Raw genomic sequence first — 25671 nt, forward strand, 5'->3', positions numbered from 1 at the left:
TTTCGACCCCTTGTTGGGTCGAAACGAGGCGACGCGGACGAATCGGGGCCGCCGGAGGCATCAGTGGTCGCGTATTTTTTTGCTGCTTGATTGGGCTGGGATGCCCAAAACAAGCTTTCGCAAAAATAGCGACTCCCCGACCCATCGTAGATCGAAATTCGGCACCGGGGTGTCCGTCAAAGGACGCCGTAAATACATCCATGTAGGCTCTATGCCAGCATCCATGCTGGCAAAGCCTTTGCCGAACAACCCGTTGCCTCCTTAGGCACTGTCGAAATTTGAAGTGCGAAAGGTATACACACAACACTGAAATTAAGTTTTGTATTTTTCAACCATGAAAGAACGTTATAATTTTGTACAAAACTGCTACCTTCACCTGTTGATATTACCCCTACCACCCTTATAAGCATTCTAATTAACTTGCAATGACAACTAATTTTCCAAACCGCTTATCACATCTAGGCATACTCACCTTAACAGGAAAGGATGCAGGTCGTTTTATACAAGGCCAGGTCACTTGCAACATCAACGACATTACGGAAGAAAAAGGCAGCCTGGGCGCTTTATGCAATGTCAAAGGTCGAGTTATCTCCACCTTTATTGTCATCAAACACCATGAATCTTACAAACTGATCCTGCCCCGAACTTTGCTGGATGTTGTAAAAACAACATTGCAGCGCTATGTGCTGAGATCTGATGTCAAGCTGATTGATTCGAGTGAATCTGACTGTTTGGCGGGATTAATGCTAAATCGGAATGCGCCGGAACTCAATTTGCCGGAGCCCGATTTTGGGGTTTTTCTAACACCCGTCTATGGCCTTAAACTGCCATCACCCGCTTTCCGTTTTCTGGTTATTCTGAGTGCCGAAGAAAGCTCAGACCGGCTGGCGTCAATATCCGGTTCTGACAAACCCTTTAGGACTATTACGAGTGAGGAATGGCAACTGCTGGATTTAAATGCCGGCATTCCCTGGCTTGACGAAACCACTTCCGAAGAATTTATTCCGCAAATGCTGAACCTGGATAAGCTGGGTGGAATCAGTTTTAACAAAGGATGTTATACCGGCCAGGAAATTGTTGCTCGCACTCACTTTCTTGGCAAAGCCAAACGAGAACTTTATCTGGCCGAGGCCGATTGTGAAACAGCACCCTTACCCAACACTGAAGTTTCTGACAATAAAGGCGAAACGGTGGGAAAAGTGCTGCAAGCCTTTTTTAACGGCAAAAACTGTAGCCTTCAAGTCGTTTTACCCACGACTGAGAGCACCAGTGATGCCCTGCAAGTAAAATCGGCAAGGTTACAACTGAGAAATTATTTATAGCTATACTTTACAGCTGTAAATAATTTCGGCTAAGTCGAATAAAGCATTTAATTTTTTAACAGGTGTAATCGATGCCTCTTCAATCATCACTAACCGGGTTAACTATAAATCGCTTTATTAGAGTCAGCTATTTCCATCTTTTTTGAGACTTTCCCCGATGCAATTTAAATCCGTTCAAGATTTTCTGGAGCATGTTCAGCAGGAACTGAATGCAAACCGTCTTATTTTGCCGACCCTGCCGGATATTGCTATAAAGGTCAGAGATACCGTCAACAAAGGCGAAGCTACTGCCCACGATCTGGCCAATATGATTGTGACCGATGCGGCCTTATCTGCACGGCTTATTCAGGTTGCAAACAGCCCTTTATACCGGGGATCCAATGAAATCAAGAATATCCAGACAGCAGTAACCCGGTTGGGGCATAAAACCCTTAAATCGTTGATAACCAGTTTGGTTATGCAACAAATGTTTAACCCCAAGTCAAATAATTTAAAACACTATTTCAGGGAAACCTGGGAACAAAGTGTTAATGTATCGGCTATCAGTCGGGCACTTGCAGCCTTTGTGCCTCATTTAAACCCTGATGAAGCGATGCTGGCAGGGTTGATACATCAAATCGGCAAACTGCCTATATTAATGCTGGTTGAAAATATGCCCGAGTTCAGCGACAGTCCGTCACGGCTTTCAAAATTATTGGAAAAAGCCCATCCTGCGATTGGAAAAATCATTATGCAAAACTGGACGTTTCCTGAAGAGCTAAAAGCGGTGCCTTACCAATATATTAATTTCTCTTACGATTCAGGGCCTAAAGCCGATTATGTCGACCTGGTCCAGGTTGCCTTTTTGCAAAGCATAGTTGGAACAGATCACCCGGCCACCCGGGTCGACTGGTCAACAGTACCGGCATTTGCCAAGCTGGGCATTGCCCCTGACTCTGAGATTTTGGAAATTGAGGGCGTCTCTGAAGAAATTGAATTAGCGCAAATGCTCCTTAACTAAATCAGCAACACAAAGCAATGACCGACACACACTCTTTTAAAGGCTTCAGACGACTGGGCACCATAACCATAATCGCCGTTTATTTCTTGATCCTTGTTGGCGGCATCGTGCGGGCTTCCGGTGCCGGAATGGGCTGCCCCGATTGGCCTACTTGCTTTGGATCTTGGGTACCACCTACCGATGTGAGTCAGTTACCTGATGATTACCAAACCATTTATGCCGAACGGGGCTATAAAAACACAACGTTTAATCGGGTAAAAACCTGGACCGAATACCTGAACCGCCTCAGCGGCGTCACAATAGGCATTTTAATTCTGGCAACCGCCTGGGCATCGCGCATTTATTTGAAAACGGATAAAACCGTGTTTTATTTATCCTGCTCGGTGGTGTTGATCGTCGGTTTTCAAGGCTGGCTGGGATCAGCCGTGGTCGCCAGCAATCTCAAACCGCTGATCATCACGCTGCATATGATGCTGGCCCTGTTTATCGTGGCATTACTGATTTATGTGATCGCCCGATCTCAACATGACACATTGCAAACCCTATCCATCGCCCAATTACCCACCCAATTCGGAACGGTAATCAAAGTTGCCATGGGCATGACTTTAGTACAGATTTCCATGGGCACTCAGGTTCGTGAAGTGGTTGATCTCATCGCAAATCAACACAGTTATATTGACAGGCAATTCTGGCGAAATGATTTCCCGATTATTTTTTATGTCCATCGCTCATTCTCAGCGATTATTCTGTTTACCAATTTGTGGCTGGGCTGGAAACTATTCAAACTGACAGGTAATAACAGAGCATTACAGCAACTCGGGATGCTTTTGGCCAGTTGTGTTGTCATTGCAATATTAGCCGGCGTTTCGCTGGATAGATTAGGATTTCCGGCATTCGCTCAACCGATACACTTATTGATGGCCAATCTCATTTTCGGCGTGCAGTTTTTGATTTATATCTGCCACAGGTACGCCAGCGAAACAATGGCCACACCGTTTACACCTGATATCGTTCAGAAATCAAATTGACGTGAAAGCAGCCGGATCACAAATCCGCTCACCCCGGCTTGACAGATCAACGGTGAGTGCAGACTTGCTGCCAGGCCGGATGATTTTGCACTTCGGTCAAAGCCAAATCCAGTAACCTGATGCCCGGTTCAGTCCGGTGCCAGGTTGAAGCACCAGAGGGATGGGGTAGCGGTATCGCTTCTGTGGTGTGCCCGTGATAGGTGACTTCATGAAGTTTTCCTATCACATCGTTCAGTTTTTTGACCGGCATCAACTGGCTGATCGCCAGTTTGCCAACCGGCAAAATCAGCGCCGGTTTGAGTAACTCGATTTCAGTATGCAGCCATCGCGCACAGTTATCGATTTCGGGCAGATTGGGAACACGGTCACCACCCTTTGGGTTTTTTCCGGGAAAACATCGGCACACAGCGGCCATGTAAATTCGCTGCCGGAAAGAAGCTTCATCTAGCCCGATACGCTGGAACCATTTGAACAGCGTTTTGCCTGCAGTCCAGGCAAAGGGCTTGCCATAAATGCCTTCTTTATCACCCGGCGCCTGACCAATCATCAATATAGGCGACAGTATTGGACTGCCACTGACAACCGGGCCTTTCATATGAGGACAGGCTCGGCAATTGGACAAAGCCGCGCGATGCTCCAGCAGCAAATGTTCTGGTTTAATCATTGGTTACAACGCAATCTCAATACCGACCGGACAGTGATCCGAGCCTAAAATATCCGGCAGAATAAAAGCCTGCCTGACCTTATCGATCAGTGTCTGACTGGTCAAAACGTAATCAATCCGCCACCCGATGTTTTTCACCCTCGCATTGGCCCGGTAACTCCACCAACTGTAGGCGACAGTATCCGGATGAAAATGCCGGAAAGTATCGACCCATCCGGCCTTGATCATGCGGCTAAAGCCGTCGATTTCGACCTGGGTATAACCGGACGATTTATTGTAGTTGGCCTTAGGGCGGGCAATATCGATTTCCTGGTGCGCCACATTAAAGTCGCCACAGGCAATCACGGGCTTTTTGCTTTGCAGTTCCTGCAGATAAGCTAAAAACTCACCATCCCAGATTTGCCTGTAATCAAGCCGTGCCAAGGCTTCGCCGGAATTAGGCACATAAACATTGAGCAAATAAAACCCCTCGAACTCGGCAACAATGACGCGCCCTTCCCTGTCATGTTCTGCTATCCCGATATCACGGATAACGAGCAGCGGCTCGTGCCGGGATAAAATCGTCACGCCGGAATAACCTTTACGTTCAGCACAATTGGAATAGATGTGATAACCGTTGATACCTTCCAGCGCTTTTTCGATCTGATCGGACTGCGCCTTGGTTTCCTGAAGCAGGATGCAATCCGCATCAAGTTGAGCCAGCGTCTCGGCAAAGCCTTTACCTTGTATGGCGCGAATACCGTTAACGTTCCATGAAATGATTTTCATCTGTAAATTCCGGGTGTAGGTAGTAATAGAAACTTCGAATCTGTAAACATTAATCGTATCTGCTCACCCCCTCCAATTTTAGTGGGTGTAGGTGGTTGATTGAAAAGGCTTCTGCAACAGGGATGTTGCAGAGAGCTACAGGGACTTATTGATGCGTCCTTTGAAATCAAGCACCTACACCCTTAATTCAAAGCGGGCGAGTAGTTACCATTAATCCTAAAATGTTTCTTTATAACTGCTGGAGTGAAGTCAATGCTTGAATTCAAGGCCATCGCAATAAATTGATAGGCCATATCTTAGATCGAAATCGGCGCCGGGGTGCCCGTCAAAGGACGCCGTAAATACATCCATGTAGGTTCTATGCCAGCATCCATGCTGACAAAGCCTTTGCCGAACAACCCGCTGCCTCCTTAGGCACTGCCGAAATTTGCAGTGCGAAAGGTATAATTCAATCGCGGGCCTGGCCCGCTCCTACACAATACGCTTAACCTCACTGCCGTCCTGAAAAAACGTACTGTTCTTGTTGAAAATACGACCAGCCCAAACAATTTGTTGGTAACACAACCAACAATCATCTTACAACAAATTTTGTTTATCTTTTATTTCAATAGCTTATGCTTGTTTTTCAGTTTGGCACACCGCTTGCTAAATACCAAGTACTGTTCACAACAAGCCCAAGCAGGAGAATAACATGGCATTACGTCAATGCGCTATATACGGTAAAGGTGGTATCGGTAAATCAACCACTACTCAAAATCTGGTCGCTGGTTTAGCCGAACTCGGCAAGAAAGTGATGATTGTCGGCTGCGACCCAAAAGCTGACTCTACCCGTTTGATCCTTCACGCCAAAGCACAAAACTCAATTATGCAAATGGCTGCGGATGCAGGCAGCGTAGAAGATTTGGAACTTGAAGATGTATTAAAGGTAGGTTATCGCGACATTAAATGTGTTGAATCAGGTGGCCCAGAGCCAGGCGTTGGTTGTGCCGGCCGTGGTGTTATCACAGCGATCAACTTCCTTGAAGAAGAAGGTGCGTACGATGAAGACCTTGATTTTGTTTTCTATGATGTACTTGGGGATGTTGTCTGTGGTGGTTTTGCCATGCCAATCCGTGAAAACAAGGCGCAGGAAATTTATATCGTTTGTTCGGGCGAAATGATGGCCATGTATGCGGCCAACAATATCGCCAAAGGTATCGTGAAATACGCTAACTCAGGCGGCGTTCGTTTAGCCGGTTTAATCTGCAACTCACGTCAAACAGCTCGTGAAGACGAACTGATTATGGAGTTGGCTTCTAAACTCGGTTCACACATGATTCACTTCGTTCCACGCGACAACGTGGTTCAACGTGCTGAAATTCGCCGTATGACAGTCATCGAGTACGAACCGCAAGCCAAACAGGCGCAAGAGTACCGCGATCTTGCTACTAAAATCCTCCACAACAAAAATCTGGTCATTCCAACACCCATCACGATGGACGAACTGGAAGATATGTTGATGGAATTTGGCATCATGGAAGAAGTTGACGAGAGCATCGTTGGCAAGACTGCAGCAGCTGAAGCTACTGCTTAAAGCTGATTGGGTTTGGCTTATAAGTCAAACCCGACACACAGCTCAAGATGTTGGGTTAGGCATTTGCCTGACCCAACCTACGATTCCCACAACTGCCTGTTGGGAGATTACCCACGGCATTAGGAGGATAACATCATGGCAGCCATGACAAGAGAAGAGACTGAAGCACTCATTCAGGAAGTGCTGGAAGTCTACCCAGAAAAAGCTAAACTCGATCGCGCCAAACATTTGGCCGTGAACGATCAAAGCCTGGAAAAAGCAAATAAATGTATTACTTCAAATCGTAAGTCCCTGCCGGGTGTCATGACCATTCGTGGTTGCGCCTATGCCGGTTCAAAAGGGGTGGTTTGGGGTCCGATCAAAGACATGATCCATATTTCCCACGGCCCGGTCGGCTGCGGACAATATTCCCGCGCCGGTCGCCGTAACTATTACGTCGGTACCACCGGTGTCAACACCTTCGGCACAATGAACTTCACTTCCGATTTTCAGGAAAAAGACATCGTTTTCGGCGGCGATAAAAAACTCGCTAAGCTGATCGATGAAATCGAAGTGTTGTTTCCATTGAATAAAGGCATCTCGATTCAATCAGAATGCCCTATCGGCTTGATCGGTGACGACATCGAAGCGGTCGCCAAAGTGAAGAAAAAAGAACACGGAAAAACCATCGTACCGGTTCGTTGCGAAGGCTTCCGCGGTGTTTCTCAATCATTAGGCCATCATATTGCGAATGATGCGATCCGCGACTGGGTCCTGGAAAATCGCGATGGCGATGACAGCTTCCCGACCACACCCTACGATGTCGCAGTTATCGGCGATTACAACATCGGCGGAGATGCCTGGTCATCCAGAACCTTACTGGAAGAAATGGGTCTGCGCGTAGTGGCACAATGGTCCGGTGACGGCACCATCGCTGAAATCGAAAAAACCCCGAAAGTGAAGCTGAACCTGATTCACTGTTACCGTTCGATGAACTACATCGCACGGCATATGGAAGAAAAGTACAGCATTCCCTGGATTGAGTATAACTTCTTCGGTCCTACCAAAATCGCGGAATCATTGCGCAGAATCGCATCCCATTTCGATGAAACCATCCAGGCAGGCGCAGAACGCGTAATTGAACGTTACAAGATCGAGTATGAAGCGGTTATCGCCAAGTACAAACCACGTCTCCAAGGTAAACGCGTGATGCTCTATGTTGGCGGCTTACGTCCACGTCATGTGATCGGCGCTTATGAAGACCTGGGCATGGAAGTGGTAGGTACAGGCTACGAATTTGCTCACAATGATGACTACGACCGTACCATCAAGGAAATGGGTAACGCTACCCTGCTTTATGATGATGTGACCGGCTACGAGTTTGAAGAATTCGTCAAAAAAGTCCAGCCTGACCTCGTCGGCTCCGGCATCAAGGAAAAGTATATTTTCCAAAAAATGGGAGTGCCTTTCCGTCAGATGCACTCTTGGGATTATTCAGGTCCTTATCACGGCTACGACGGCTTTGCCATCTTCGCCAAGGATATGGATATGACTATCAACAATCCTTGCTGGAAAAACTTTAAAGCACCTTGGAAAACCGAGGCTGCCAGTGATGCGGTAAAAGCGGTGGCATAACACCCTGTGTTGGGTTGCAAACACCTGCAACCCATCCTAAACATATCTACCTAATGCAGGCTGGGTTGACCGATAAACCAACCCGGCAAAATCCAATCTACGCTGTCCACAGATTAGTGGCGCGTCAGGAGATTATCATGAGCCAAGAAGTCGACAACATTCAACCCAGTTATCCCTTGTTCCGTACTGACGAATACAAAGAGAACCTGGCCAATAAACGCGAAGCCTATGAAGAACGTCACCCGCAGGAAACCATTGACGAAGTGTTCCAATGGACGACCAGTCAGGAATACAAAGAATTAAACTTCAACCGCGAAGCGCTGACCGTTAACCCAGCCAAAGCCTGTCAACCTTTAGGTGCGGTATTATGTGCACTGGGCTTTGAAAAAACCCTGCCTTATGTGCATGGATCTCAAGGTTGTGTGGCTTATTTTCGTACCTATTTCAATCGTCATTTTAAAGAACCGATCGCCTGCGTCTCCGACTCGATGACTGAAGATGCGGCTGTTTTCGGTGGGCAAAAAAATATGTTTGCCGGTCTTGAAAACGCAAAAGCCCTTTACAAACCCGACATGATTGCCGTTTCGACAACCTGTATGGCTGAAGTGATTGGTGACGACTTGAATGCGTTTATTAACAACGCTAAAAAAGAAGGGCATATCGAACAGGAATTTCCAACTCCGTTTGCGCATACGCCAAGCTTCGTAGGCAGTCATACGACCGGTTGGGATAATATGTTCGAAGGGATTGCCCGGTATTTCACGCTAAATTTCATGGAAGGTAAAGAAGTCGGTTCCAACGGCAAAATTAATTTTGTACCCGGCTTTGAAACCTATCTTGGAAACTTTCGCGTTATTCATCGCATGATGAAAGAAATGGGTGTCGATTATTCATTGCTCAGTGATCCTACCGAAGTGCTGGATACTCCTGCTGACGGTCAATTCCGCATGTATGCCGGCGGCACAACGATGGATGAAGTCAAAGATGCACCGAATGCCATCAATACGATTCTACTGCAACCTTGGCAATTGGAAAAAACCAAGAAATATCTGAACAATACCTGGAAACACGAAACACCGAAGCTGGAAATTCCGATGGGACTGGAGTGGACCGACAAGTTGTTGATGACCATTTCCGACCTGACCGGCAAACCCATTCCAGCCTCACTGGAAAAAGAGCGCGGCCGCTTTGTCGACATGATGACTGACTCTCATGCCTGGTTACACGGTAAGAAGTTTGCTCTGTATGGCGATGCCGACTTTGTCTTGGGCATGACCAAATTCCTGCTGGAACTGGGTGCTGAAGTAACTGACGTCTTGGCTAACCATGCAAACAAACGCTGGAAAAAAGCCTGTGAAGAAATCTTAAATGCTTCACCTTACGGCCAAACTGCGACAGTTCATATCAGCAAAGACTTGTGGCATTTCCGCTCATTGGTTTTCACCAACAAGCCTGATTTCATGATCGGTAATTCCTATGGAAAATTCATTCAGCGGGATACTTTGTATAAAGGTGAAGAGTTTGAAGTTCCGTTAATCCGGATAGGCTTTCCAATATTTGACCGTCATCATTTACACAGAATGACGACTCTGGGTTACGAAGGGGGCATGTATATACTGACTACCCTGGTCAATGCGGTTCTTGAGCAGCTGGATAAAGAAACACGCGGCATGGGCACTACCGACTATAACTACGATTTGGTTCGCTAGTTAATTCAAGTTTGGGTTAGCTGACAATCGCTGACCCAACGCTCAAGCTTCAACGTTGGGTTGGCTGTTGCCAACCCAACCTACTTTTGTTTGGAGAACCCTATGCCCAGCGTCATGCTGAGAAAACGTGAAGACGGCAAACTGCTGTTTTATGTGGCTAAGAAAGATCTTGAAGAAACGATTGAGTCTATGGAATTTGATACCCCCGACAAATGGGGCGGCGAAGTGGTGTTAGGGGACGGCTCACGCTACTACTTCGAACCCACCTCGCCACCGCCTAAAATTCCAACGACTTTACAAGCAAAACGTTTATAAGGAGGCTGTCATGGCTTTATATATTGTGGCTGACGAATGTATTTCCTGCGGTGATTGTGAACCGGTCTGTCCGACCGGCTCGATCAAAGAAGGCGCCATCGTCTACGAAATCAACAAAAAAACCTGTACTGAATGTCTGGGTGACCATGACAAGCCTGAATGCGTCAGGGTATGCCCCATCGACAACTGTATCCTTCCGTTAACGGCCTAGTCATGAACAAGCCAAATCTAAACAGGGATCTGGCTTTGCGTATCGGGTTGGCAGCTCGCTCCCTACCCGATATACAGACTAAGTTATTTATGACTGTATTAACCGAATGCACCGGATTACCCTTGACGGAAGAGTCGGTTGACTCCTTGGATAAAGCTCGGTTCAACGCGATTTTTAAGCAGCACGGGCGAGAATTTAATAAAGCTGTGCTGGATAACGCATTAAGCATTCTTAAAACAGTCCAACCGGAAGAAATAGCCGCGACTGACCAACCGGTCTATCAAGACGGCGAAATGCCAGGCTCTATCCGAATTGCGATTGGCAGTCAGGATGGCTTCCACGTCGACGGACATTTCAGTTCATGCCTGCAATTCATGATTTATCAAATATCGACCAGCGAAATCCGTCCTATCGATATTCGTCCGATTCAGATGGATGATGCCCGAAAATATTCGGATAAAAACGAATACCGTGCCGATTTGATTGCTGATTGCCAAATTCTGCATATCGCCTCCATAGGCGGAGCGGCAGCAGCTAAAATCGTAAAAAAAGGCGTTCATTTGATTAAAATCGGCAACCATAAAACGATAGCCTCCGTGCTGGAACAACTGCAACACATACTTGTCGAGTCTCCTCCTCCCTGGCTCGCCAAGGTGATGGGTATCGAGGGGACTCAGCGCTTTCGTTTCGAAAAACAGGAACCGGTTTTATGATTAACCCGCAACTGACACAAACCATTGCTGAAACCATTGCCTCGCAAGGGATTGATGAAACGGTAATCGGTTTATTGAGAGAGCAACATCCGGGGATTCACTTTACCTATTGCATGGACGACGACATCCCGGATCAATCCCCTGTATTGGAACATCCCGAATTTAATTTATATCTGGTTGACGGAAAAGATCATTGCCTGTGCCTGACGCAAAGTTATGAACAGGCATCCGGTTTCGTCGTCGCTGAAATTGTGGAATACGACTGATAAGGATACTCGATGGACGGTGAACAACGCCCCGTTTCGACTCCGATGGCCGACTGCAGTCTATGCCGTTTTCGCAGCAAAACCTTGCTGATGGGCCGCTGCATGCCGGGTGACACTTGTGTGATGGCCGAAAGTGGCCGGCAAATCGACCGTTTTCTTAGGGTCAATCCGGTTTATGCCGTGCTGTTCCTGAACGATTCCTTTTGGGAAAGACGGGCAATAGCAGTTCGTTATGCACCCTTAAAAGCATTGCTGAATGTGATTACGGATGAAGATGAAGTCGTCAGACGCGCCGTTGCTTTTCGGCTACCCCCGCACCAGTTGCTGCCCATGATCGATGACCCTGACCGGGAAGTGCGCATGACGGTTGCTGATCGCATCGATCTTGAACACCTGGAAAAGCTGGCAACGGACCGGGATTACATCGTTAGGGTAACCGTCGCCAAACGCCTGCCTACCGGCCGTTTATTTCGTTTTATCAAGGACGGGGACCTGGAAGTGCGCAAAATCGTTGCCAAACGGCTTCCGGAGATGAGCCTTGGCCTGATGATACATGATGCCGACCCGGAAATAAGACGAATCCTGGCAGAACGAATGGCGCCAGACGATGTTTCGGTGCTGTTTAACGATGATGACTGGCTGGTGCGCTATACCGCCGCGCTACGGGCCAACCCTGATGACTTGTCGGTACTGGCCGACGATCCGGAACCCGATGTCCGGGCCTTGGTACATCAACGCCTTAATGCTGCGCATCCTTCTGGAGCCGATTATGAATGAATCGCAATTAATCATTGCCGGTCAAACCCTTTCTGAATGCTGTAAAAAAATTATTCCGGGCCAAAGCGATGAGTTGTTGCTGGCTAAATTAGAATCACTGATTCCGGATTATCCGGTACGTTTGGCCATGATTGGCGAAGAATGGTATCGCATAGGCGGCGTGGTCGACTCCGAAGGTAAACGTATCGCCCAGGATCTAATTGAGTGGACTGAAAGAACCTATATCCAGTGCGGTCAAAATCTGCAAATCCTGATCGACCATGCCCGCGAACAAAAACTGATAGCCACCCGGCAAACCGGCAAAACGCTGTATTATGTCGTTCAAACCGGCAAACAAGCGGCTGATTTCACTTTGATTGAAATCGATAAGACCCATGAAATTTCCGACCGGTTAATGGTCAATGAAAAAGAGCTGCCGGAAGATTTAGAGGAATTTATTGATCCGATGAATCCGGCCAGTATTGAAACTTTTTACCTGGGTTCTTCCAACTACACGTATCGGCGCAAAACCGATATCAATTTATTCATGGAAGAAATCAACAAACATCATGCGTTCGAACATCCGGTTCAACGTTTCATGGACGACTGGAATCGCAGCAGCGCCGGCCAAAGTCATAAACTGTCTGAAGACTGGATCATCCGACCCTATCAACATACCGGACGTTTCGGCGAACAGATTGTGAACGCCGAAATTATCAACACCCACCTCAATCACCTGCCTTACCTTGAAGATATCAGCGGAATCAAAGGCAACACACTCAACAATCTGTTAAACCGGTTCGATCGCCAGGCCGGCTATCCCTTTGCCTGGTTTTTTTATATGGTCAAAGGCAAGCTGGTTTCGCCGTACAGTGCGCAATCGGTTTACAAAGACATCACCGGAGATTTTGCTTACCTTCCGGAACGGGACGAAGCCATTCTTCGCGACTGGATTGCCCAGCCTTATAATGTGTAAACCGTAAGCCGGATTCATCTGTATTTGCGAATCCAATAGCATGAGTTGGATTGCAAGCTGTTTGCAACCCAATGCTTATAGCCTCAGCAATTCTCAATTTGAAGTAAAAAAGGGTTGGGAGAAGCTTTTCGAGGATTTCGGCAGCAGGGCAGATTTTTATTCCGGACAAAATCTGCATTTCCACCCTCCTTGGCGGTCAGATGCTGCTGTCAAGTCCCTATGGAAGGGTTTACACGTTCCTCGAAAGGCATTTCCCAGCCCAAAGTGACGCTGAAAATTTCAACCTGGAAATTGCTGCTAAAGCCTAGAGGCTTAAGTTACCCATTTCGACGCAAAATACTAATGACTGATCATCCAAGGCCGCTGGGACGGAAAGACCTTGCTGCCATCGGGCATAAACACCACCTGCTGACTCAAATCACTGCGATCCGGATGTTTAACGCTGCAACCGCAGCCTTTGCCATGCTGATGGCGTAGGGCCGTTTCTTCTCGGGCATCCGGTGTTGATAGCCGGGGTTCATGCCTTGCTTTCTCGTTGGTTTCGATAATTTTTCGTTTGGCCGGCGCCATGGCCAGCACCTGCGGAGCAATTAAAATCACACGGGCGCTGGGCTTGCCGCATCTTGGGCACGCACAGGGCATACCGGCTTGGTCCATGGTAGCAAGCTCGTGGAAAACGCCATGATCTGAACATTTATAATCATAAACAGGCACGGTCAGCACTCCTCTTGATTCGATTAACTTAGAAACATCACTGATACACGAAACCACTCAAATGTGGACTCATTGTAAATTTGTAACTACTCGCTCGCTTGTAATAGAGGGTGTAGGTGGTTGATTGAAAAGGCTTCTGCAACAGGGATGTTGCAGAGAGCTACAGGGACGTATTTATGCGTCCTTTGAAATCAAGCATCTACACCTAATACAATCGGATGGGGTGAGTAGATTCGCACATTTTAAGATTAAAGATCGGGTGACAAAGGCACTTGAACACTGCCGTCCACTTCTATTTTTGGACCATCGGCATTGGGTTTGACCTCAAATTTGAAAATATCCGTGGGTAACCATAAGGTCGCACAGGCGTTTGGTATATCCACAACTCCGCTGATGTGACCTTGAACCGGCGCAACGCCGAGAATGGTATAAGCTTGGGCGCGCGAATAGCCGAATTTGGTGAGATATTCAATCGCATTTAAACAGGCCTGGCGATATGCAATATGAACATCCAGATAATGCTGTTTGCCGCCCTCATCGACAGAGATACCTTCAAATATCAAGTAATCGTCATATTTGGGCGCCATCGGACTGGGTTTGAAAATTGGATTCTTGATTCCGTATTTCTGCATGCCATCCTTGATTAGGTTAACCCGCATATGAATCCAACCGGCCATTTCGATGGCGCCGCAGAACGTAATTTCGCCGTCGCCCTGACTGAAATGCAAATCGCCGACACTGAGCCCGGCATTGTCGACATAAACCGGAAAATACACGGTTGAACCGCGGGATAAATCCTTGATATCACAGTTGCCGCCATGTTCGCGCGGCGGAACCGTCCTGGCGCCCTCTGCTGCAGCGGCCTTAGCCTCTTCGCCTTTCATCCGACCCATATGCGCGGTATCCGCATATGGCAATGTTGCCAGAGCGGGCACTCTATCGGGATCGGTATCATATAGCGCTTTTTCTCGTGTGTTCCACTCTTCTAACATGGCTTTGGAAGGCAATGTTCCGATCAGTCCCGGGTGGATCAAGCCGGCAAATTCGACGCCCGGTACGTGGCGCGATTTGGTAAACATGCCGTTAAAATCCCAGATTGTCTTTTGCGCTTCCGGGAAATGTTCGGTCAAAAATCCGCCGCCGTTCTGTTTGGAAAAGAAGCCGTTAAAACCCCACTGACTCTCCTCAAAAGCACCGATATCGAGAATTTCTACGACCAGCAAATCACCGGGTTCTGCGCCTTCAACGCCTACAGGTCCTGATAGAAAATGCACTTTTGACAAGTCGACATCACGCACATCATCGGCGGAGTCATTGTTTTTGATCTGTCCGCCGGTCCAGTCCACCGACTCGACGATAAAATCATCGCCGGGTTTCACCATCGCCACCATTGGTATATCCGGGTGCCAGCGGTTGTGAATCATATCGTTTTCGTAAGGGGATTTGTTCAAATCAACTTTTATAATGGTGTCAGCCATATGATTTCTCCTGAGTGGATTGATTGTTTGGGTGGTTCAAACGGACAAATAAGCCGCGACTTTGGCTTCGTTAAGCGATGCCCGCTCTTCTTCATGCACAATTTCGCCTTTCTCCAGCACGATGACCCGATCCGCAATTTCAAGCGTAAAGCTCAGCACCTGCTCGGATACGATAATGGACAAGCCGCGGGTATCCCTGATCTTTTTCAACGTGCGAGCCATTTCACGGATGATCGAAGGCTGAATCCCTTCTGTCGGCTCATCCAGCAACAACAGTTTGGGCTTGCTGGCCAATGCTCTGGCGATGGCCAGTTGCTGTTGCTGTCCGCCGGATAGATTGCCGCCGCGGCGGTTACGCATTTCCTCAAGCACTGGAAACAGTTCGTAAAGATCTTCCGGGATGGTTTTTTCACCGGTACTGGTCAGGCCGGTTTCGATGTTTTCCTTGACGGTCATGGTTGAAAAAATCATCCGTCCTTGTGGTACAAAACCTAAACCGCCAGCCACGCGCTGATGACTTTTAAGATGGGTAATATCGATGTCTTCCAGCGTAACCATGCCCTGCGCAACCGGTACCATGCCGATCAGCGACTTCATCAGCGTCGATTTACCCATGCCGTTGCGGCCCATCACCGCAACAATTTCTCTGGGTTTAACCTGAAAGTTAAGCCCATGCAGTACTTCACTCTGACCATAAGCCACGTGATAATCTCTAACGCTCAACATTCTGATTTCTCCTGATTCTCATCAATGCCCAAGATAAACTTCAATTACTTTGGGATCATTTTTCACGCGCGTCATGGAGCCTTCCGACAACACTTTGCCCTGGTGCATGACGGTTACCCGGTGCGCAATGTCTTCAACGAACTGCATATCATGTTCGACCACCAGCACAGAACGTCCTTCGGTAATTCGATTAAGCAAATCCGCCGTTTTTTTACGTTCGGCAACGGACATGCCCGCAACCGGTTCATCCAGCATCAGCAAATCCGGTTTCTGAATCAGTAACATCCCGATTTCCAGCCATTGTTTCTGACCATGGCTTAACAGACCGGCCTGTTTGTCCAGGTCATCTTTTAGAAATATGGTCTCAGCGGTTGCCTCCACCTCCCGGATGACTTCCTTATCGCGCTTGAAGGCTAACGCACCAAAAACGCTGCGACCACGCGGGTAAGAAATCTCCAGGTTTTCAAAGACGGTCAAGTCATCGTAGATGGAAGGGTTTTGAAACTTTCGGCCCACGCCCGTATGTACAATTTCGTGTTCTTTCATCCGCGTCAGCTCTTTCCCACGGAATTTGATGGAGCCTGTTGTGGCCTGCGTGCGTCCGCAAATCAAATCCAGCACAGTAGTCTTGCCTGCTCCGTTCGGTCCGATAATGACCCGGATTTCGCCTTCATTGACATAAAACGACAAGTCATTGACGGCTTTAAATCCGTCGAACGACACCGTAAGACCTTCCACTTCAAGGACAAAATCATTCGCCTTAATCGACATAAACGCCTCCTTCCAGCGAATTGACAGGCACCGTTTCATCGGATTGTTTTTCAGTGCTTTTACTGGTTGCGGTTTCAGGCTGAGTATCCGTTGAAGTCAACGGCGCCTTTTCCACAACTTCAGCAGGTTGGACCGGTTTTGCCTTGCCGTGATACCAGGCGGGAAGATAGGGTTCTATGTAGCGAAGAAACAGACTGGCAAGACCATTGGGAAAAGCCATGACGACACCAATGAACAGTGCGCCCATGGCAAACAGCCATAATTCTGGAAATGATTCGGAAAAACTGGTTTTGGCCCAATTCACCAGCAAAGAACCGTATACCGCGCCGAGTATCGACAATCTTCCGCCCACAGCGCAGAAAATCACCATTTCTATCGACGGCACAATGCCGACAAAAGAAGGCGACATAAACCCGACCTGCAGCGTAAACATCGCTCCACCGACTGATGAAATGGCAGCGGCCAGACAAAACACAAAGATTTTGAAGTTGGCCACATCGTAGCCGGAAAACCGGACCCGTTCTTCACGGTCACGCATCGCTACCAGAATCCGGCCTAATTTGTTCTTACGGATAAACTGAGCGATCAGCAGGCAGCCAAACAACAGGATGCAATTGACAAAATAAAGAACCAGCTTCGCATTATCGCTGCGGATGTCCCAACCCAGTAGCGTGCGTAAATCGGTAATGCCATTAACGCCGCCGGTATAACCTTGCTGACCGATGATCAGAATGGTCAGTATTGCCGCCAACGCCTGGGTTATGATGGCGAAATAAACACCGCCCACCCGGCGTTTGAACATCGCCACGCTGATAATAAACGCAAACAGTGTGGGCACCAGAACCACCGCAATCAAGCTCAGCGTCAGACTGTTAAAAGGCTGCCACCACCAGGGAATCGCAGTAATCTGATTCCAGTCCATAAAATCGGGAATACCGGGAGTCGACTGGATTTTCGTCGATACGGGATCGGACGCTTCCAACTTCAAAAACATGGCCATACAATAGCCGCCCAGTCCGAAAAAAAGGCCCTGACCCAAACTCAGAATACCGCCGTATCCCCAGCACAGCACCAGACCCAATGCGACGAAGGAATAGGTCAGGTATTTGCCGACCAGATTCAAACGAAACACATCCAAAATCAGCGGTAGTATCACGATCAAAATAAGCGCCAGCACTGCAAATCCAATCAGGTCCTGACGCGGCATAAACAAAGCTTTAGCACGTTCCTGCATGGGAATATCTCCTTGATAGTATTAATGACGGATCTTGAGAGCGAAGAGACCTTGAGGCCGCAACATGAGAATCCCAACCACCAGAAGCAAGGTAATCACCTTGGCCATTGACCCGCTGAGAAAAAATTCCAGTGTGGACTGCGATTGCGAGATGGTGAACGCTGATGCGATAGTACCCAGCAAACTTTGCGCACCTCCGAATACAACAACCAGAAATGTATCGACGATATATAACTGTCCCGATGTTGGTCCGGTGGAGCCTATCATCGTAAAAGCACTGCCTGCGACACCCGCAACGCCGCAACCGATGCCAAAAGTATATCTATCGATTTTTTCGGTATTGATGCCTACCGCTCCGGCCATGGGCCGATTAAGCACCACCGCACGCACCTGTTTTCCCCATCGGGAACGGAACATCAGTAAATAAACGCACAAAGAAATAAACAGCGTCAGCACCATGACGAAAATACCGTTGATCGGTACCTCAATGGTTTCGCTCAATGGATAAGAACCCATCATCCAGTCCGGCAAAGTGACGCCTACTTCGCGCGCCCCGAAAATCGTCCGATAAAGCTGCTGTAAAATCAGGCTCAAGCCCCAGGTTGCCAGCAAAGTATCCAGCGGACGTTTAAACAGGAAGCGAATCATGCACCACTCCACCAGCACACCCAGCGCAAATGAAGCAAGAAACGCCAAGCCCATCGCGACAAAGAAATATCCGTCAAACAGACTGGGCAGGTAGGTCTCAAATAATTTAGCTGTTAAATAGGTTACGTAAGCACCCAGGATCATGAACTCCCCGTGTGCCATATTGATGACCCCCATCTGACCGAAAATAATGGCTAAGCCCAACGCCATCAGAACCAGCACTGAAAAAAGAATCAATCCTGCAAATCCTTGCATCGCAAGGATTGAGGTCAGCTCACTCATGGTGTACTCATCAAACATCGTTCAATCCTCCATTGCTGCCATTTGAATAGCGTGGGCCGGATTCAGTGTTAACTTTGTCCGGCCCTTTAAAGCGTTTACTGATAACCCACCGGGAATGGATTAGGTTCGATCAAATCGGCACTTTCAAATACGACTTTGTATTGGCCGTCTTTCTGAGCCAAACCGACGCGGGTCTTGGACCAAAGATGGTGGTTTTCATGAATCTTGACATAGCCTTCAGGCGCGGTGGTCAGTTCGATACCAGGAGACGCGGCACGCACTTTATCGATATCGAATGAACCCGCTTTTTCGACCGCAGCTTTCCACAACCAAGGTCCCAGATAGGCAGCCTGTGTTACGTCACCGATGACAATGTCTTTACCCCATTTGTCTTTGAAGGCCTGGACAAATGCAGCGTTATTGGGATTATCCAAACTTTGGAAATACTTCATCGCGGCATAGGCGCCTTCAATATTTTCTCCCCCTATACCCAGGATTTCATCTTCAGTAACGGAAATAGTCAGTAACAGCGGTTTTTCGCTGGTCAGTTTGATACCAGCGGCATTCAACTGTTTGTAAAAGGCTACGTTAGATCCACCCACCACAATGGCGTAGATCACATCCGGCTTTTTGAGTTTGATCTTGTTGATCACGGAGTTGAACTGGGTATGTCCCAGCGGATAGTATTCTTCCCCGACGACGGTCAGGCCCAATTTTTCGATATGTTTACGGGCAATCTTGTTGGAGGTACGCGGCCAGATGTAATCGGAACCGAGCAGATAAAACGTTTTAGCCCCCTTCTCTTTTACGACCCAGTCGATACCGGCAATAATTTGTTGTGTCGCTTCCTGACCGGTATAAATGACGTTGGGAGACTGTTCCAATCCTTCATAAAATGTCGGGTAATACAACATGCCGTTATATTGTTCAAATACCGGCAATACCGCCTTACGGGACGCGGAGGTCCAGCAACCGAATACAGCCGCCGTTTTGTCATTGACCAGCAGTTTTTTTGATTTTTCAGCAAAGGTCGGCCAATCACTGGCGCCATCTTCCTGAATGTATTCGATCTTACGGCCTAATACGCCACCCATGGCGTTGATCTGGTCGATAGCCAATTTCTCAGCCTGCACCGAGCCGGTTTCGCTGATCGCCATGGTACCGGTCACCGAATGCAAAATCCCGACGGTTACGGTATCATCGGTTACGGCCAGTCCCGTGGTATTGACTTCACTGGTTGCCGGTGCCGCCCAGGCCATGTGTGACGCCAGCAAAAGGCTCACAGGCAGGGCGCATAGCGCTTTGACAGCCAGACGACGTCCGGACACCTGACAAGGGCTGCCGGCATTGGATAGTCGAAGATCGGATGGGTTACGCATAATGTGCTCTCCTAAGGTTTATGTGGTTCGCAGTTAGTGTCCGTCAAAGCGGCGTTGTCCGCCATTCGTCGGATGGTCACCCCCGTTACGTCATATGACGTATAGCTAATGACACCCTGCCCGAGTATGCTTTGAACTATGAAAACCCGTTTAGCCAAGCTTTCTGCTGTTGCCTGTGGTAACTCGCAATCAGAACACCCTCCGTTTGATCCCGGCCCGGATCGGTTTACGCACATCAATTGTTTAATTGACTTAAAACAATATCCGTCACTTTCGAAAGCACGTTTCTCCCAAGTGCCTGCTTTCAGCTCATGAATGCTCAGCAAAAAGTTTTCCGGGTCCGCAGGAATTACAATCGCTGGGTAGCCAACCAAACGCTTGAAGACTACGCGCTACGTTTCACGGCTAATAGCGCTAGAAAATGGTCGGCCATGCAGGTGGCGCTTACTGCTTTGGGTGCGATTTCATTTCTGGCTTTGGAGGCCATCGGCGGCGCAATCACCCTCAGCTATGGCTTTACTAACGCCGTAACCGCAGTTGCGGTGGTCGGAACCATCATTTTTTTGACCGGTTTGCCTATTTGTTATCACGCGGCAAAACAAGGCATTGATATTGACTTGCTCACCCGGGGAGCAGGTTTCGGTTATATCGGCTCGACCATCACTTCGCTTATTTATGCGTCTTTCACGTTTATTTTTTTCGCACTGGAAGCTGCAATTCTGTCATTGGCGCTGGAACTTATCCTCAACATCCCGTTATCGATCGGCTATTTAATCAGCGCCTTGCTGGTCATTCCGCTGGTTACCCACGGCATCACCCTGATCAGCCGGTTTCAAATCTGGACGCAACCGCTGTGGATTGTGCTGCAAATCCTGCCTCTGGCCTGCATTGCTTTAAAATCGGATGAAGCCATCAGCCTTTGGACTGGCTACAATCCCACGGCAACCGGCCCGGATTTCAACTTGATTGCTTTTGGCGCAGCGTCTGCGGTTTTGTTCTCGCTGATAGCGCAAATCGGCGAACAGGTAGACTTTCTCCGTTTTCTACCCCAGAAAAATAAATCGTCGCGCAGTTGGTGGTTAGCGATGCTGACCGCCGGGCCCGGCTGGATCATCATCGGGTCGGGCAAGATATTGATAGGATCTTTTTTAGCCGTGCTGGCCCTCAAGCACGGTATCGCGGATGATGAAGCTTCCGATCCTAACCGGATGTATCTGACCGCATTCAGTTATATGAATCAAAGTCCGCAATTCACGCTGTTGCTGACCGGCGTGTTTGTTATTTTGTCCCAGCTTAAAATCAACGTGACAAACGCCTATGCTGGATCAATTGCCTGGTCCAATTTTTTCTCCAGACTCACTCAAAACCATCCCGGCCGAGTCGTCTGGCTGGTGTTCAATGTTGCAATTGCATTGATGCTGATGGAACTCGGCATTTACCGGGTTCTAAAAGAAATTCTGGGTGTCTATGCGATTATTGCTCTGGCCTGGGTAGGCTCAATGGTTGCGGATCTGGTCATCAACAAACCGCTGGGCTTACGCCCTCAAACCATGGAGTTTAAACGCGCCCATCTTTATGATATTAATCCTGTCGGCGTCGGCTCCATGTTCGTTGCATCAGTCACCGGCTTTATGGCTCACGGCGGGCTGTTCGGGGACATTCCGCGCGCCCTGTCGTCGTTTATCGCACTGGGCTCAACGTTTGTTTGCGCGCCGCTAATCGCCTGCTTAACCCAGGGACGTTACTATATCGCCCGCGAACCCACGGTTTTTCCTTCTCGTGCTGAAATTAGCTGTTGTATTTGTGAACACCATTTCGAACCGGAGGACATGAGTCATTGCCCCGCTTATGCCGGGCCTATCTGTTCGCTGTGTTGTTCATTGGATAGCCGTTGTCACGACATGTGTAAAACCAACGCCAGACTGTCGGATCAACTCACGGCAACGTTAAGCCTGGTGTTTCCACTGAGCTGGGTAAAAGTGCTGAATACCCGTATGGGCCATTTTCTGGGTTTGTTCATACTGACCAGCTTGATGATCGCAAGTTTGTTGACACTGGTGTATTTTCAAATCACGCTGGATGATGGGGTTGAAAAAAAGGTGGTAGCCCGGGCCTTGATCAACGTTTTCTTTATCCTTTTGATCGTATCGGGCGTAGTGGCCTGGATGTTCGCGCTGGTCCATGAAAACAGAAAAATTGCACAGGAAGAATCCCGGCGCCAGACACAACTATTGATGGCTGAAATTACCGCCCATAAAAAAACCGATCAGGAATTACAACAAGCCAAAGAGGTTGCCGAATCCGCCAACAAGGCCAAGAGCCGCTATTTGACGGGGATCAGTCATGAATTACGCTCACCGCTCAATGCCATCATGGGCTATGCGCAACTGCTGGAAAAAGACCCTGCCATCCCGGCAAAACGGAGGGATGCGCTGGCCGTTATCCGGCGCAGCAGTGAACATCTGGCCGACTTGATCGAAGGTCTGCTTGATATTTCCCGCATTGAGGCAGGACGTCTTCATCTGTCGCGCAGCGATGTCCAGCTGGGCAGTCTGCTGGATCAGATTGTCAGCATGTTCGAAGTACAGGCGATGTCAAAGGGCATCCATTTTGATTACACGTGCCTGACTCCGCTTCCCGATACGGTGCGCACCGATGAAAAACGCCTGCGTCAGATTCTGATCAATGTGATTTCCAACGCGATTAAATATACTCATCAAGGTCAAGTCAGCCTTTCGGTCAGTTATCGAAATCAGGTTGCCGAATTTTCCATAAAAGATACCGGTGTAGGTATCGCACCCAAGGATTTGGATCGTATTTTCCGACCTTTCGAACGGATACGAAAAGCCGGATCGCCCCATATCACCGGAACGGGGTTGGGTCTGACCATTACCCGTTTCCTGACCGAGATCATGGGCGGCGATATCAGCGTAGAGAGCACACCGGGTGTGGGCAGCCATTTTAATGTCCGCCTGATGTTAAGCAGCGCCATGAACCTTGCTGCTAATACAGCGCCCGAAAAAATAGTCTGCGGTTACGCGGGCAAAGAGCAAACCGTATTTGTCGTCGACGATGAACCCAGTCACCGCGGTTTGCTTCAGGAAATGCTGACGCCATTGGGATTTAATGTGATTCAGGCCCAGGACGGCCTGTCCTGTCTGGACATGCTGCAATACTGTGAATGCGAACCGCACATTTTTCTGCTGGATATCGCGATGCCCGGCATCAGCGGCTGGGAACTGGCTCATATCATCCGCAAACGCATACCCGCCGCTGTCATCCTGATGGTATCAGCCAATGCCAATGAACAAGTACCGCAACAGCTTTTAATGGCTCCCCATAATGCCTATTTGGTAAAACCCCTGCGCATAGCTCAGCTTCTGGACACGCTTCAACAACAGACAGGACTCACCTGGCTCTATAAATCCTGTGAACAAGACACCCAAAATCAAGCCAATGTTACTTTGGCTGCAACACAAATAAATAAAGGTATCAGCGACACGTTAAAAAACCACCTGATAACCGATCAAGAAGCTCGCGGCGAGTTAATCCGGCTGGCACAAATCGGGTATGCCAATGGCATATGTTCATTACTCGAACAGCTTAAAAATGAGCATCAGATTGATGCCGACCTGATGCAGCAGCTTGAAGAACTAACACATCAGTTCCAGTTTTCAGCACTGATTAAACTACTCAAGGAACAGGCATGATGCAGACCGGCCGGAAAAAGGACGTGGTTTTGATTGTGGATGATTCACCTGAAACCCTGAGCATGCTAAACGATACACTCGATCAGGCTGGACTGACCGTGCTGGTGGCGCTGGAAGGCGCTCAAGCACTGACCATTGTCGACAACATTACGCCGGACATCATCTTGATGGATGCAATCATGCCGCACATGGACGGCTTTGAAGCTTGTAAAAGGCTGAAAGCCAACCGTTCGCTGGCTCATATCCCCGTCATATTTATGACCGGACTGTCCGATACGGAAAGCATCGTCAAAGGTCTTCAGGCCGGAGGCGTCGATTACATCAACAAACCCGTCAAAGGTGATGAATTGATTGCGCGTATGCAAGTCCACTTAGCCAATGCCCGGCTCACTTTAAGCGCTCAAACCGCCCTGGATACCGCCGGCCAATACCTGTTCGCCGCATCCTCGGAAGGTGCGTTGCTGTGGACTACACCCCAGGCTAATCAACTGTTCAATACGGCTGGTGTCACGATAGACTGGCTGGAGGAAAATCTACCTAACCAATTGCGTCAGTTACTTCAACCTCAGTTTAACAAAGAAAAAGGTTTGCTCATCAAGGTGAACGAGAAGCCACTGGAAATTCGTTATATAGGCCAAACCGGAGCCAACGAATTCTTATTACGACTGATTGATTTACAGCGCCCCAGCGAAATCGAACGCTTACGCTCGGCACTGCCCATTACCGAACGGGAAGCCGAAGTGTTACTCTGGATTGCCCGTGGCAAAACCAACCGGGAAATCGGCACTATTTTGAGTATGAGTCCGCGTACGGTTAATAAACACCTGGAACAGGTTTTCCGAAAATTGAATGTGGAAAACCGCACGACCGCCGCCGTTTTTGCGATGAAGTATTTGAATCAGGAATCCTGATGCGTTTGTGCGCCTAACCTTCAAATCAGGTAACTGCTTGACGAGACTGGAAGAACGCAGAGACTTGATAACCCAGGAAGCCAATGCCATCGGTACAGCCTATCTGCGTATTGACTTGATTTCCAAGCAAGTACAGCCCGAAATGCGTGAATTGTTTCGTACCTACACCGGCCTCCGAACAACCATTTATGAAGACAGGGAAAATAAGCCGCTCATGGAAATCAAACAGGACAAGGTCGCGGACCTGCAAAAACGGATATGGACTTTGTCATTGTCCGCGATCAGGATGCCCGACGCATCGCCACAGGCAGCCATGTTACTGATTCCCGCATTAAATGAAATGATCGATATAACCACCACCAGAGAGATGGCAACCCAGAATCATCCTCCGGTACAAATCTATATAATGCTTTATGGATTGAGCTTTATCGGTTCATTGCTGGTCGGCTACAGCATGTCAGTCAACCAAGAACGCAGCTGGTTACATACCTTATCTTTCTCAGCCGTAATGTCGCTGGCTATCTATGTGATTGTCGATCTTGAATACCCGCGCCTGGGTCTCATTAGAGTTGACACGTCAGATCAAGTGCTTTTCGATCTACAAAAGAACATGGAGATAGGCCGCATCGGCTGATGACTATGAGTAGAGCTTTAACCCTAAAATAGCAGTTAAAACTAGTTAAACTGTAACTGCTCAAAAAGACGTGGCAACCTCAGGCTCTTACACTATGAAATCAGCCTGAAATAAATCAAGATTCTGTTGTATCTGCTCACCCCCTCCAATTTTAGTGGGTGTAGGTGGTTGATTGAAAAGGCTTCTGCAACAGGGATGTTGCAGAGAGCTACAGGGACGTATTGATGCGTCCTTTGAAATCAAGCACCTACACCCTTAATTCAAAGCGG

General features: G+C 48.3%; 24 protein-coding genes and 1 pseudogene. 15 read left to right on the forward strand and 10 right to left on the reverse strand.

Features of this window, described 5'->3' with window-relative positions; all coding sequences use genetic code 11:
• A pseudogene (locus Q7V32_RS19640) lies at positions 1 to 202 on the reverse strand (hypothetical protein); the annotation flags it as partial.
• 223 nt (positions 203 to 425) lie between these two features.
• On the opposite strand from Q7V32_RS19640, the gene Q7V32_RS19645 reads away from it, so the two are divergent.
• The 3 genes from Q7V32_RS19645 (at position 426) to Q7V32_RS19655 (ending at position 3350) form a co-directional block, all read left to right on the forward strand.
• Positions 426 to 1322 (forward strand): folate-binding protein YgfZ, encoded by an 897-nt coding sequence (locus Q7V32_RS19645; protein WP_304898669.1) that lies wholly within the window; start codon positions 426 to 428, stop codon positions 1320 to 1322.
• Positions 1323 to 1479: 157 nt separating this feature from the next.
• Entirely contained in the window at positions 1480 to 2322 is an 843-nt protein-coding gene (locus Q7V32_RS19650; protein WP_304898670.1) for an HDOD domain-containing protein, read from the forward strand.
• A gap of 17 nt (positions 2323 to 2339) precedes the next feature.
• Positions 2340 to 3350 carry a heme A synthase gene (locus Q7V32_RS19655; RefSeq protein WP_304898671.1) on the forward strand — a complete coding sequence of 337 codons (1011 nt, stop codon included), beginning with the start codon at positions 2340 to 2342 and terminating at the stop codon, positions 3348 to 3350.
• Positions 3351 to 3396: 46 nt separating this feature from the next.
• Here Q7V32_RS19655 and Q7V32_RS19660 read toward each other — a convergent pair whose 3' ends face one another.
• Complete coding sequence (locus tag Q7V32_RS19660) at positions 3397 to 4014, reverse strand: uracil-DNA glycosylase family protein (RefSeq protein ID WP_304898672.1); 618 nt, start codon at positions 4012 to 4014, stop codon at positions 3397 to 3399.
• A gap of 3 nt (positions 4015 to 4017) precedes the next feature.
• Complete coding sequence (locus Q7V32_RS19665) at positions 4018 to 4782, reverse strand: exodeoxyribonuclease III (RefSeq protein WP_304898673.1); 765 nt, start codon at positions 4780 to 4782, stop codon at positions 4018 to 4020.
• Positions 4783 to 5473: 691 nt separating this feature from the next.
• Here Q7V32_RS19665 and nifH point away from each other — a divergent pair.
• The 9 genes from nifH to Q7V32_RS19710 all read left to right on the forward strand — a co-directional run bounded on the left by nifH (position 5474) and on the right by Q7V32_RS19710 (position 12915).
• Complete coding sequence (gene nifH / locus Q7V32_RS19670; protein ID WP_159653132.1) at positions 5474 to 6355, forward strand: nitrogenase iron protein; 882 nt, start codon at positions 5474 to 5476, stop codon at positions 6353 to 6355.
• Between the two features lie 135 nt (positions 6356 to 6490).
• Positions 6491 to 7969 carry a nitrogenase molybdenum-iron protein alpha chain gene (gene nifD / locus Q7V32_RS19675; RefSeq protein WP_304898674.1) on the forward strand — a complete coding sequence of 493 codons (1479 nt, stop codon included), beginning with the start codon at positions 6491 to 6493 and terminating at the stop codon, positions 7967 to 7969.
• Between the two features lie 137 nt (positions 7970 to 8106).
• The gene (gene nifK, locus Q7V32_RS19680) at positions 8107 to 9678 is read left to right on the forward strand and encodes a nitrogenase molybdenum-iron protein subunit beta (RefSeq protein ID WP_304898675.1); all 1572 of its coding nucleotides are present in this window, start codon (positions 8107 to 8109) and stop codon (positions 9676 to 9678) included.
• 102 nt (positions 9679 to 9780) lie between these two features.
• Complete coding sequence (gene nifT / locus Q7V32_RS19685; protein WP_159653138.1) at positions 9781 to 9993, forward strand: putative nitrogen fixation protein NifT; 213 nt, start codon at positions 9781 to 9783, stop codon at positions 9991 to 9993.
• Between the two features lie 10 nt (positions 9994 to 10003).
• The gene (locus Q7V32_RS19690; RefSeq protein ID WP_304898676.1) at positions 10004 to 10204 is read left to right on the forward strand and encodes a 4Fe-4S binding protein; all 201 of its coding nucleotides are present in this window, start codon (positions 10004 to 10006) and stop codon (positions 10202 to 10204) included.
• A gap of 2 nt (positions 10205 to 10206) precedes the next feature.
• Positions 10207 to 10917, forward strand: a complete 711-nt coding sequence (locus Q7V32_RS19695) for a NifB/NifX family molybdenum-iron cluster-binding protein (protein WP_304898677.1) — start codon at positions 10207 to 10209, stop codon at positions 10915 to 10917.
• Entirely contained in the window at positions 10914 to 11183 is a 270-nt protein-coding gene (locus Q7V32_RS19700; RefSeq protein ID WP_304898678.1) for a DUF6129 family protein, read from the forward strand. Before Q7V32_RS19695 ends, Q7V32_RS19700 begins: the two co-directional genes overlap by 4 nt.
• Positions 11184 to 11195: 12 nt before the next feature.
• The gene (locus Q7V32_RS19705) at positions 11196 to 11960 is read left to right on the forward strand and encodes a 4Fe4S-binding leucine-rich repeat protein (protein WP_304898679.1); all 765 of its coding nucleotides are present in this window, start codon (positions 11196 to 11198) and stop codon (positions 11958 to 11960) included.
• On the forward strand, positions 11953 to 12915 hold the full coding sequence (locus Q7V32_RS19710) for a hypothetical protein (RefSeq protein WP_304898680.1): 963 nt from the start codon (positions 11953 to 11955) through the stop codon (positions 12913 to 12915). The genes Q7V32_RS19705 and Q7V32_RS19710 overlap by 8 nt, the downstream gene beginning before the upstream one ends.
• A gap of 339 nt (positions 12916 to 13254) precedes the next feature.
• Here Q7V32_RS19710 and Q7V32_RS19715 read toward each other — a convergent pair whose 3' ends face one another.
• The 7 genes from Q7V32_RS19715 to urtA all read right to left on the reverse strand — a co-directional run bounded on the left by Q7V32_RS19715 (position 13255) and on the right by urtA (position 20147).
• A complete protein-coding gene (locus Q7V32_RS19715; RefSeq protein WP_304898681.1) occupies positions 13255 to 13629 on the reverse strand; it encodes an FmdB family zinc ribbon protein in 375 nt (124 codons plus the stop codon).
• Positions 13630 to 13877: 248 nt separating this feature from the next.
• The gene (fmdA, locus tag Q7V32_RS19720; protein WP_159653152.1) at positions 13878 to 15107 is read right to left on the reverse strand and encodes a formamidase; all 1230 of its coding nucleotides are present in this window, start codon (positions 15105 to 15107) and stop codon (positions 13878 to 13880) included.
• A 36-nt stretch (positions 15108 to 15143) separates the two neighbouring features.
• Entirely contained in the window at positions 15144 to 15833 is a 690-nt protein-coding gene (gene urtE / locus Q7V32_RS19725; protein ID WP_304898682.1) for an urea ABC transporter ATP-binding subunit UrtE, read from the reverse strand.
• Between the two features lie 21 nt (positions 15834 to 15854).
• Positions 15855 to 16604: an urea ABC transporter ATP-binding protein UrtD gene (gene urtD, locus Q7V32_RS19730; RefSeq protein WP_304898683.1), complete on the reverse strand. Its 750-nt coding sequence runs from the start codon at positions 16602 to 16604 to the stop codon at positions 15855 to 15857.
• A complete protein-coding gene (gene urtC / locus Q7V32_RS19735) occupies positions 16594 to 17838 on the reverse strand; it encodes an urea ABC transporter permease subunit UrtC (protein ID WP_304898684.1) in 1245 nt (414 codons plus the stop codon). The genes urtD and urtC overlap by 11 nt, the downstream gene beginning before the upstream one ends.
• 21 nt (positions 17839 to 17859) lie before the next feature.
• Positions 17860 to 18786: an urea ABC transporter permease subunit UrtB gene (gene urtB, locus Q7V32_RS19740; protein ID WP_304898685.1), complete on the reverse strand. Its 927-nt coding sequence runs from the start codon at positions 18784 to 18786 to the stop codon at positions 17860 to 17862.
• 77 nt (positions 18787 to 18863) lie between these two features.
• Positions 18864 to 20147 (reverse strand): urea ABC transporter substrate-binding protein, encoded by a 1284-nt coding sequence (urtA, locus tag Q7V32_RS19745; protein WP_304898686.1) that lies wholly within the window; start codon positions 20145 to 20147, stop codon positions 18864 to 18866.
• A 311-nt stretch (positions 20148 to 20458) separates the two neighbouring features.
• On the opposite strand from urtA, the gene Q7V32_RS19750 reads away from it, so the two are divergent.
• Genes Q7V32_RS19750 through Q7V32_RS19760 form a run of 3 tightly spaced genes read left to right on the forward strand, consistent with a single transcriptional unit; the run spans position 20459 to position 25402 of the window.
• Positions 20459 to 23857 carry an ATP-binding protein gene (locus Q7V32_RS19750; RefSeq protein ID WP_304898687.1) on the forward strand — a complete coding sequence of 1133 codons (3399 nt, stop codon included), beginning with the start codon at positions 20459 to 20461 and terminating at the stop codon, positions 23855 to 23857.
• Positions 23854 to 24768 (forward strand): response regulator transcription factor, encoded by a 915-nt coding sequence (locus Q7V32_RS19755; RefSeq protein WP_159653168.1) that lies wholly within the window; start codon positions 23854 to 23856, stop codon positions 24766 to 24768. Before Q7V32_RS19750 ends, Q7V32_RS19755 begins: the two co-directional genes overlap by 4 nt.
• 37 nt (positions 24769 to 24805) lie before the next feature.
• The gene (locus tag Q7V32_RS19760; RefSeq protein ID WP_304898688.1) at positions 24806 to 25402 is read left to right on the forward strand and encodes a hypothetical protein; all 597 of its coding nucleotides are present in this window, start codon (positions 24806 to 24808) and stop codon (positions 25400 to 25402) included.
• Positions 25403 to 25671: the final 269 nt, after the last annotated feature.

It is taken from the genome of Methylicorpusculum sp., assembly GCF_030651835.1.
In the GTDB taxonomy this organism is placed as follows: domain Bacteria; phylum Pseudomonadota; class Gammaproteobacteria; order Methylococcales; family Methylomonadaceae; genus Methylicorpusculum.

Coding starts and splice junctions, on each gene's coding strand:
- Q7V32_RS19695 (WP_304898677.1), top strand. CDS start 10,207: ATGAACAAGCCAAATCTAAACAGGGATCTGGCTTTGCGTATCGGGTTG.
- urtC (WP_304898684.1), bottom strand. CDS start 17,838: ATGCAGGAACGTGCTAAAGCTTTGTTTATGCCGCGTCAGGACCTGATT.
- Q7V32_RS19650 (WP_304898670.1), top strand. CDS start 1,480: ATGCAATTTAAATCCGTTCAAGATTTTCTGGAGCATGTTCAGCAGGAA.
- Q7V32_RS19750 (WP_304898687.1), top strand. CDS start 20,459: ATGAATGCTCAGCAAAAAGTTTTCCGGGTCCGCAGGAATTACAATCGC.
- urtD (WP_304898683.1), bottom strand. CDS start 16,604: ATGTCGATTAAGGCGAATGATTTTGTCCTTGAAGTGGAAGGTCTTACG.
- Q7V32_RS19660 (WP_304898672.1), bottom strand. CDS start 4,014: ATGATTAAACCAGAACATTTGCTGCTGGAGCATCGCGCGGCTTTGTCC.
- nifK (WP_304898675.1), top strand. CDS start 8,107: ATGAGCCAAGAAGTCGACAACATTCAACCCAGTTATCCCTTGTTCCGT.
- Q7V32_RS19705 (WP_304898679.1), top strand. CDS start 11,196: ATGGACGGTGAACAACGCCCCGTTTCGACTCCGATGGCCGACTGCAGT.
- fmdA (WP_159653152.1), bottom strand. CDS start 15,107: ATGGCTGACACCATTATAAAAGTTGATTTGAACAAATCCCCTTACGAA.
- nifH (WP_159653132.1), top strand. CDS start 5,474: ATGGCATTACGTCAATGCGCTATATACGGTAAAGGTGGTATCGGTAAA.
- urtE (WP_304898682.1), bottom strand. CDS start 15,833: ATGTTGAGCGTTAGAGATTATCACGTGGCTTATGGTCAGAGTGAAGTA.
- Q7V32_RS19755 (WP_159653168.1), top strand. CDS start 23,854: ATGATGCAGACCGGCCGGAAAAAGGACGTGGTTTTGATTGTGGATGAT.
- Q7V32_RS19645 (WP_304898669.1), top strand. CDS start 426: ATGACAACTAATTTTCCAAACCGCTTATCACATCTAGGCATACTCACC.
- urtB (WP_304898685.1), bottom strand. CDS start 18,786: ATGTTTGATGAGTACACCATGAGTGAGCTGACCTCAATCCTTGCGATG.
- Q7V32_RS19655 (WP_304898671.1), top strand. CDS start 2,340: ATGACCGACACACACTCTTTTAAAGGCTTCAGACGACTGGGCACCATA.
- nifD (WP_304898674.1), top strand. CDS start 6,491: ATGGCAGCCATGACAAGAGAAGAGACTGAAGCACTCATTCAGGAAGTG.
- Q7V32_RS19700 (WP_304898678.1), top strand. CDS start 10,914: ATGATTAACCCGCAACTGACACAAACCATTGCTGAAACCATTGCCTCG.
- Q7V32_RS19665 (WP_304898673.1), bottom strand. CDS start 4,782: ATGAAAATCATTTCATGGAACGTTAACGGTATTCGCGCCATACAAGGT.
- Q7V32_RS19690 (WP_304898676.1), top strand. CDS start 10,004: ATGGCTTTATATATTGTGGCTGACGAATGTATTTCCTGCGGTGATTGT.
- Q7V32_RS19710 (WP_304898680.1), top strand. CDS start 11,953: ATGAATGAATCGCAATTAATCATTGCCGGTCAAACCCTTTCTGAATGC.
- nifT (WP_159653138.1), top strand. CDS start 9,781: ATGCCCAGCGTCATGCTGAGAAAACGTGAAGACGGCAAACTGCTGTTT.
- urtA (WP_304898686.1), bottom strand. CDS start 20,147: ATGCGTAACCCATCCGATCTTCGACTATCCAATGCCGGCAGCCCTTGT.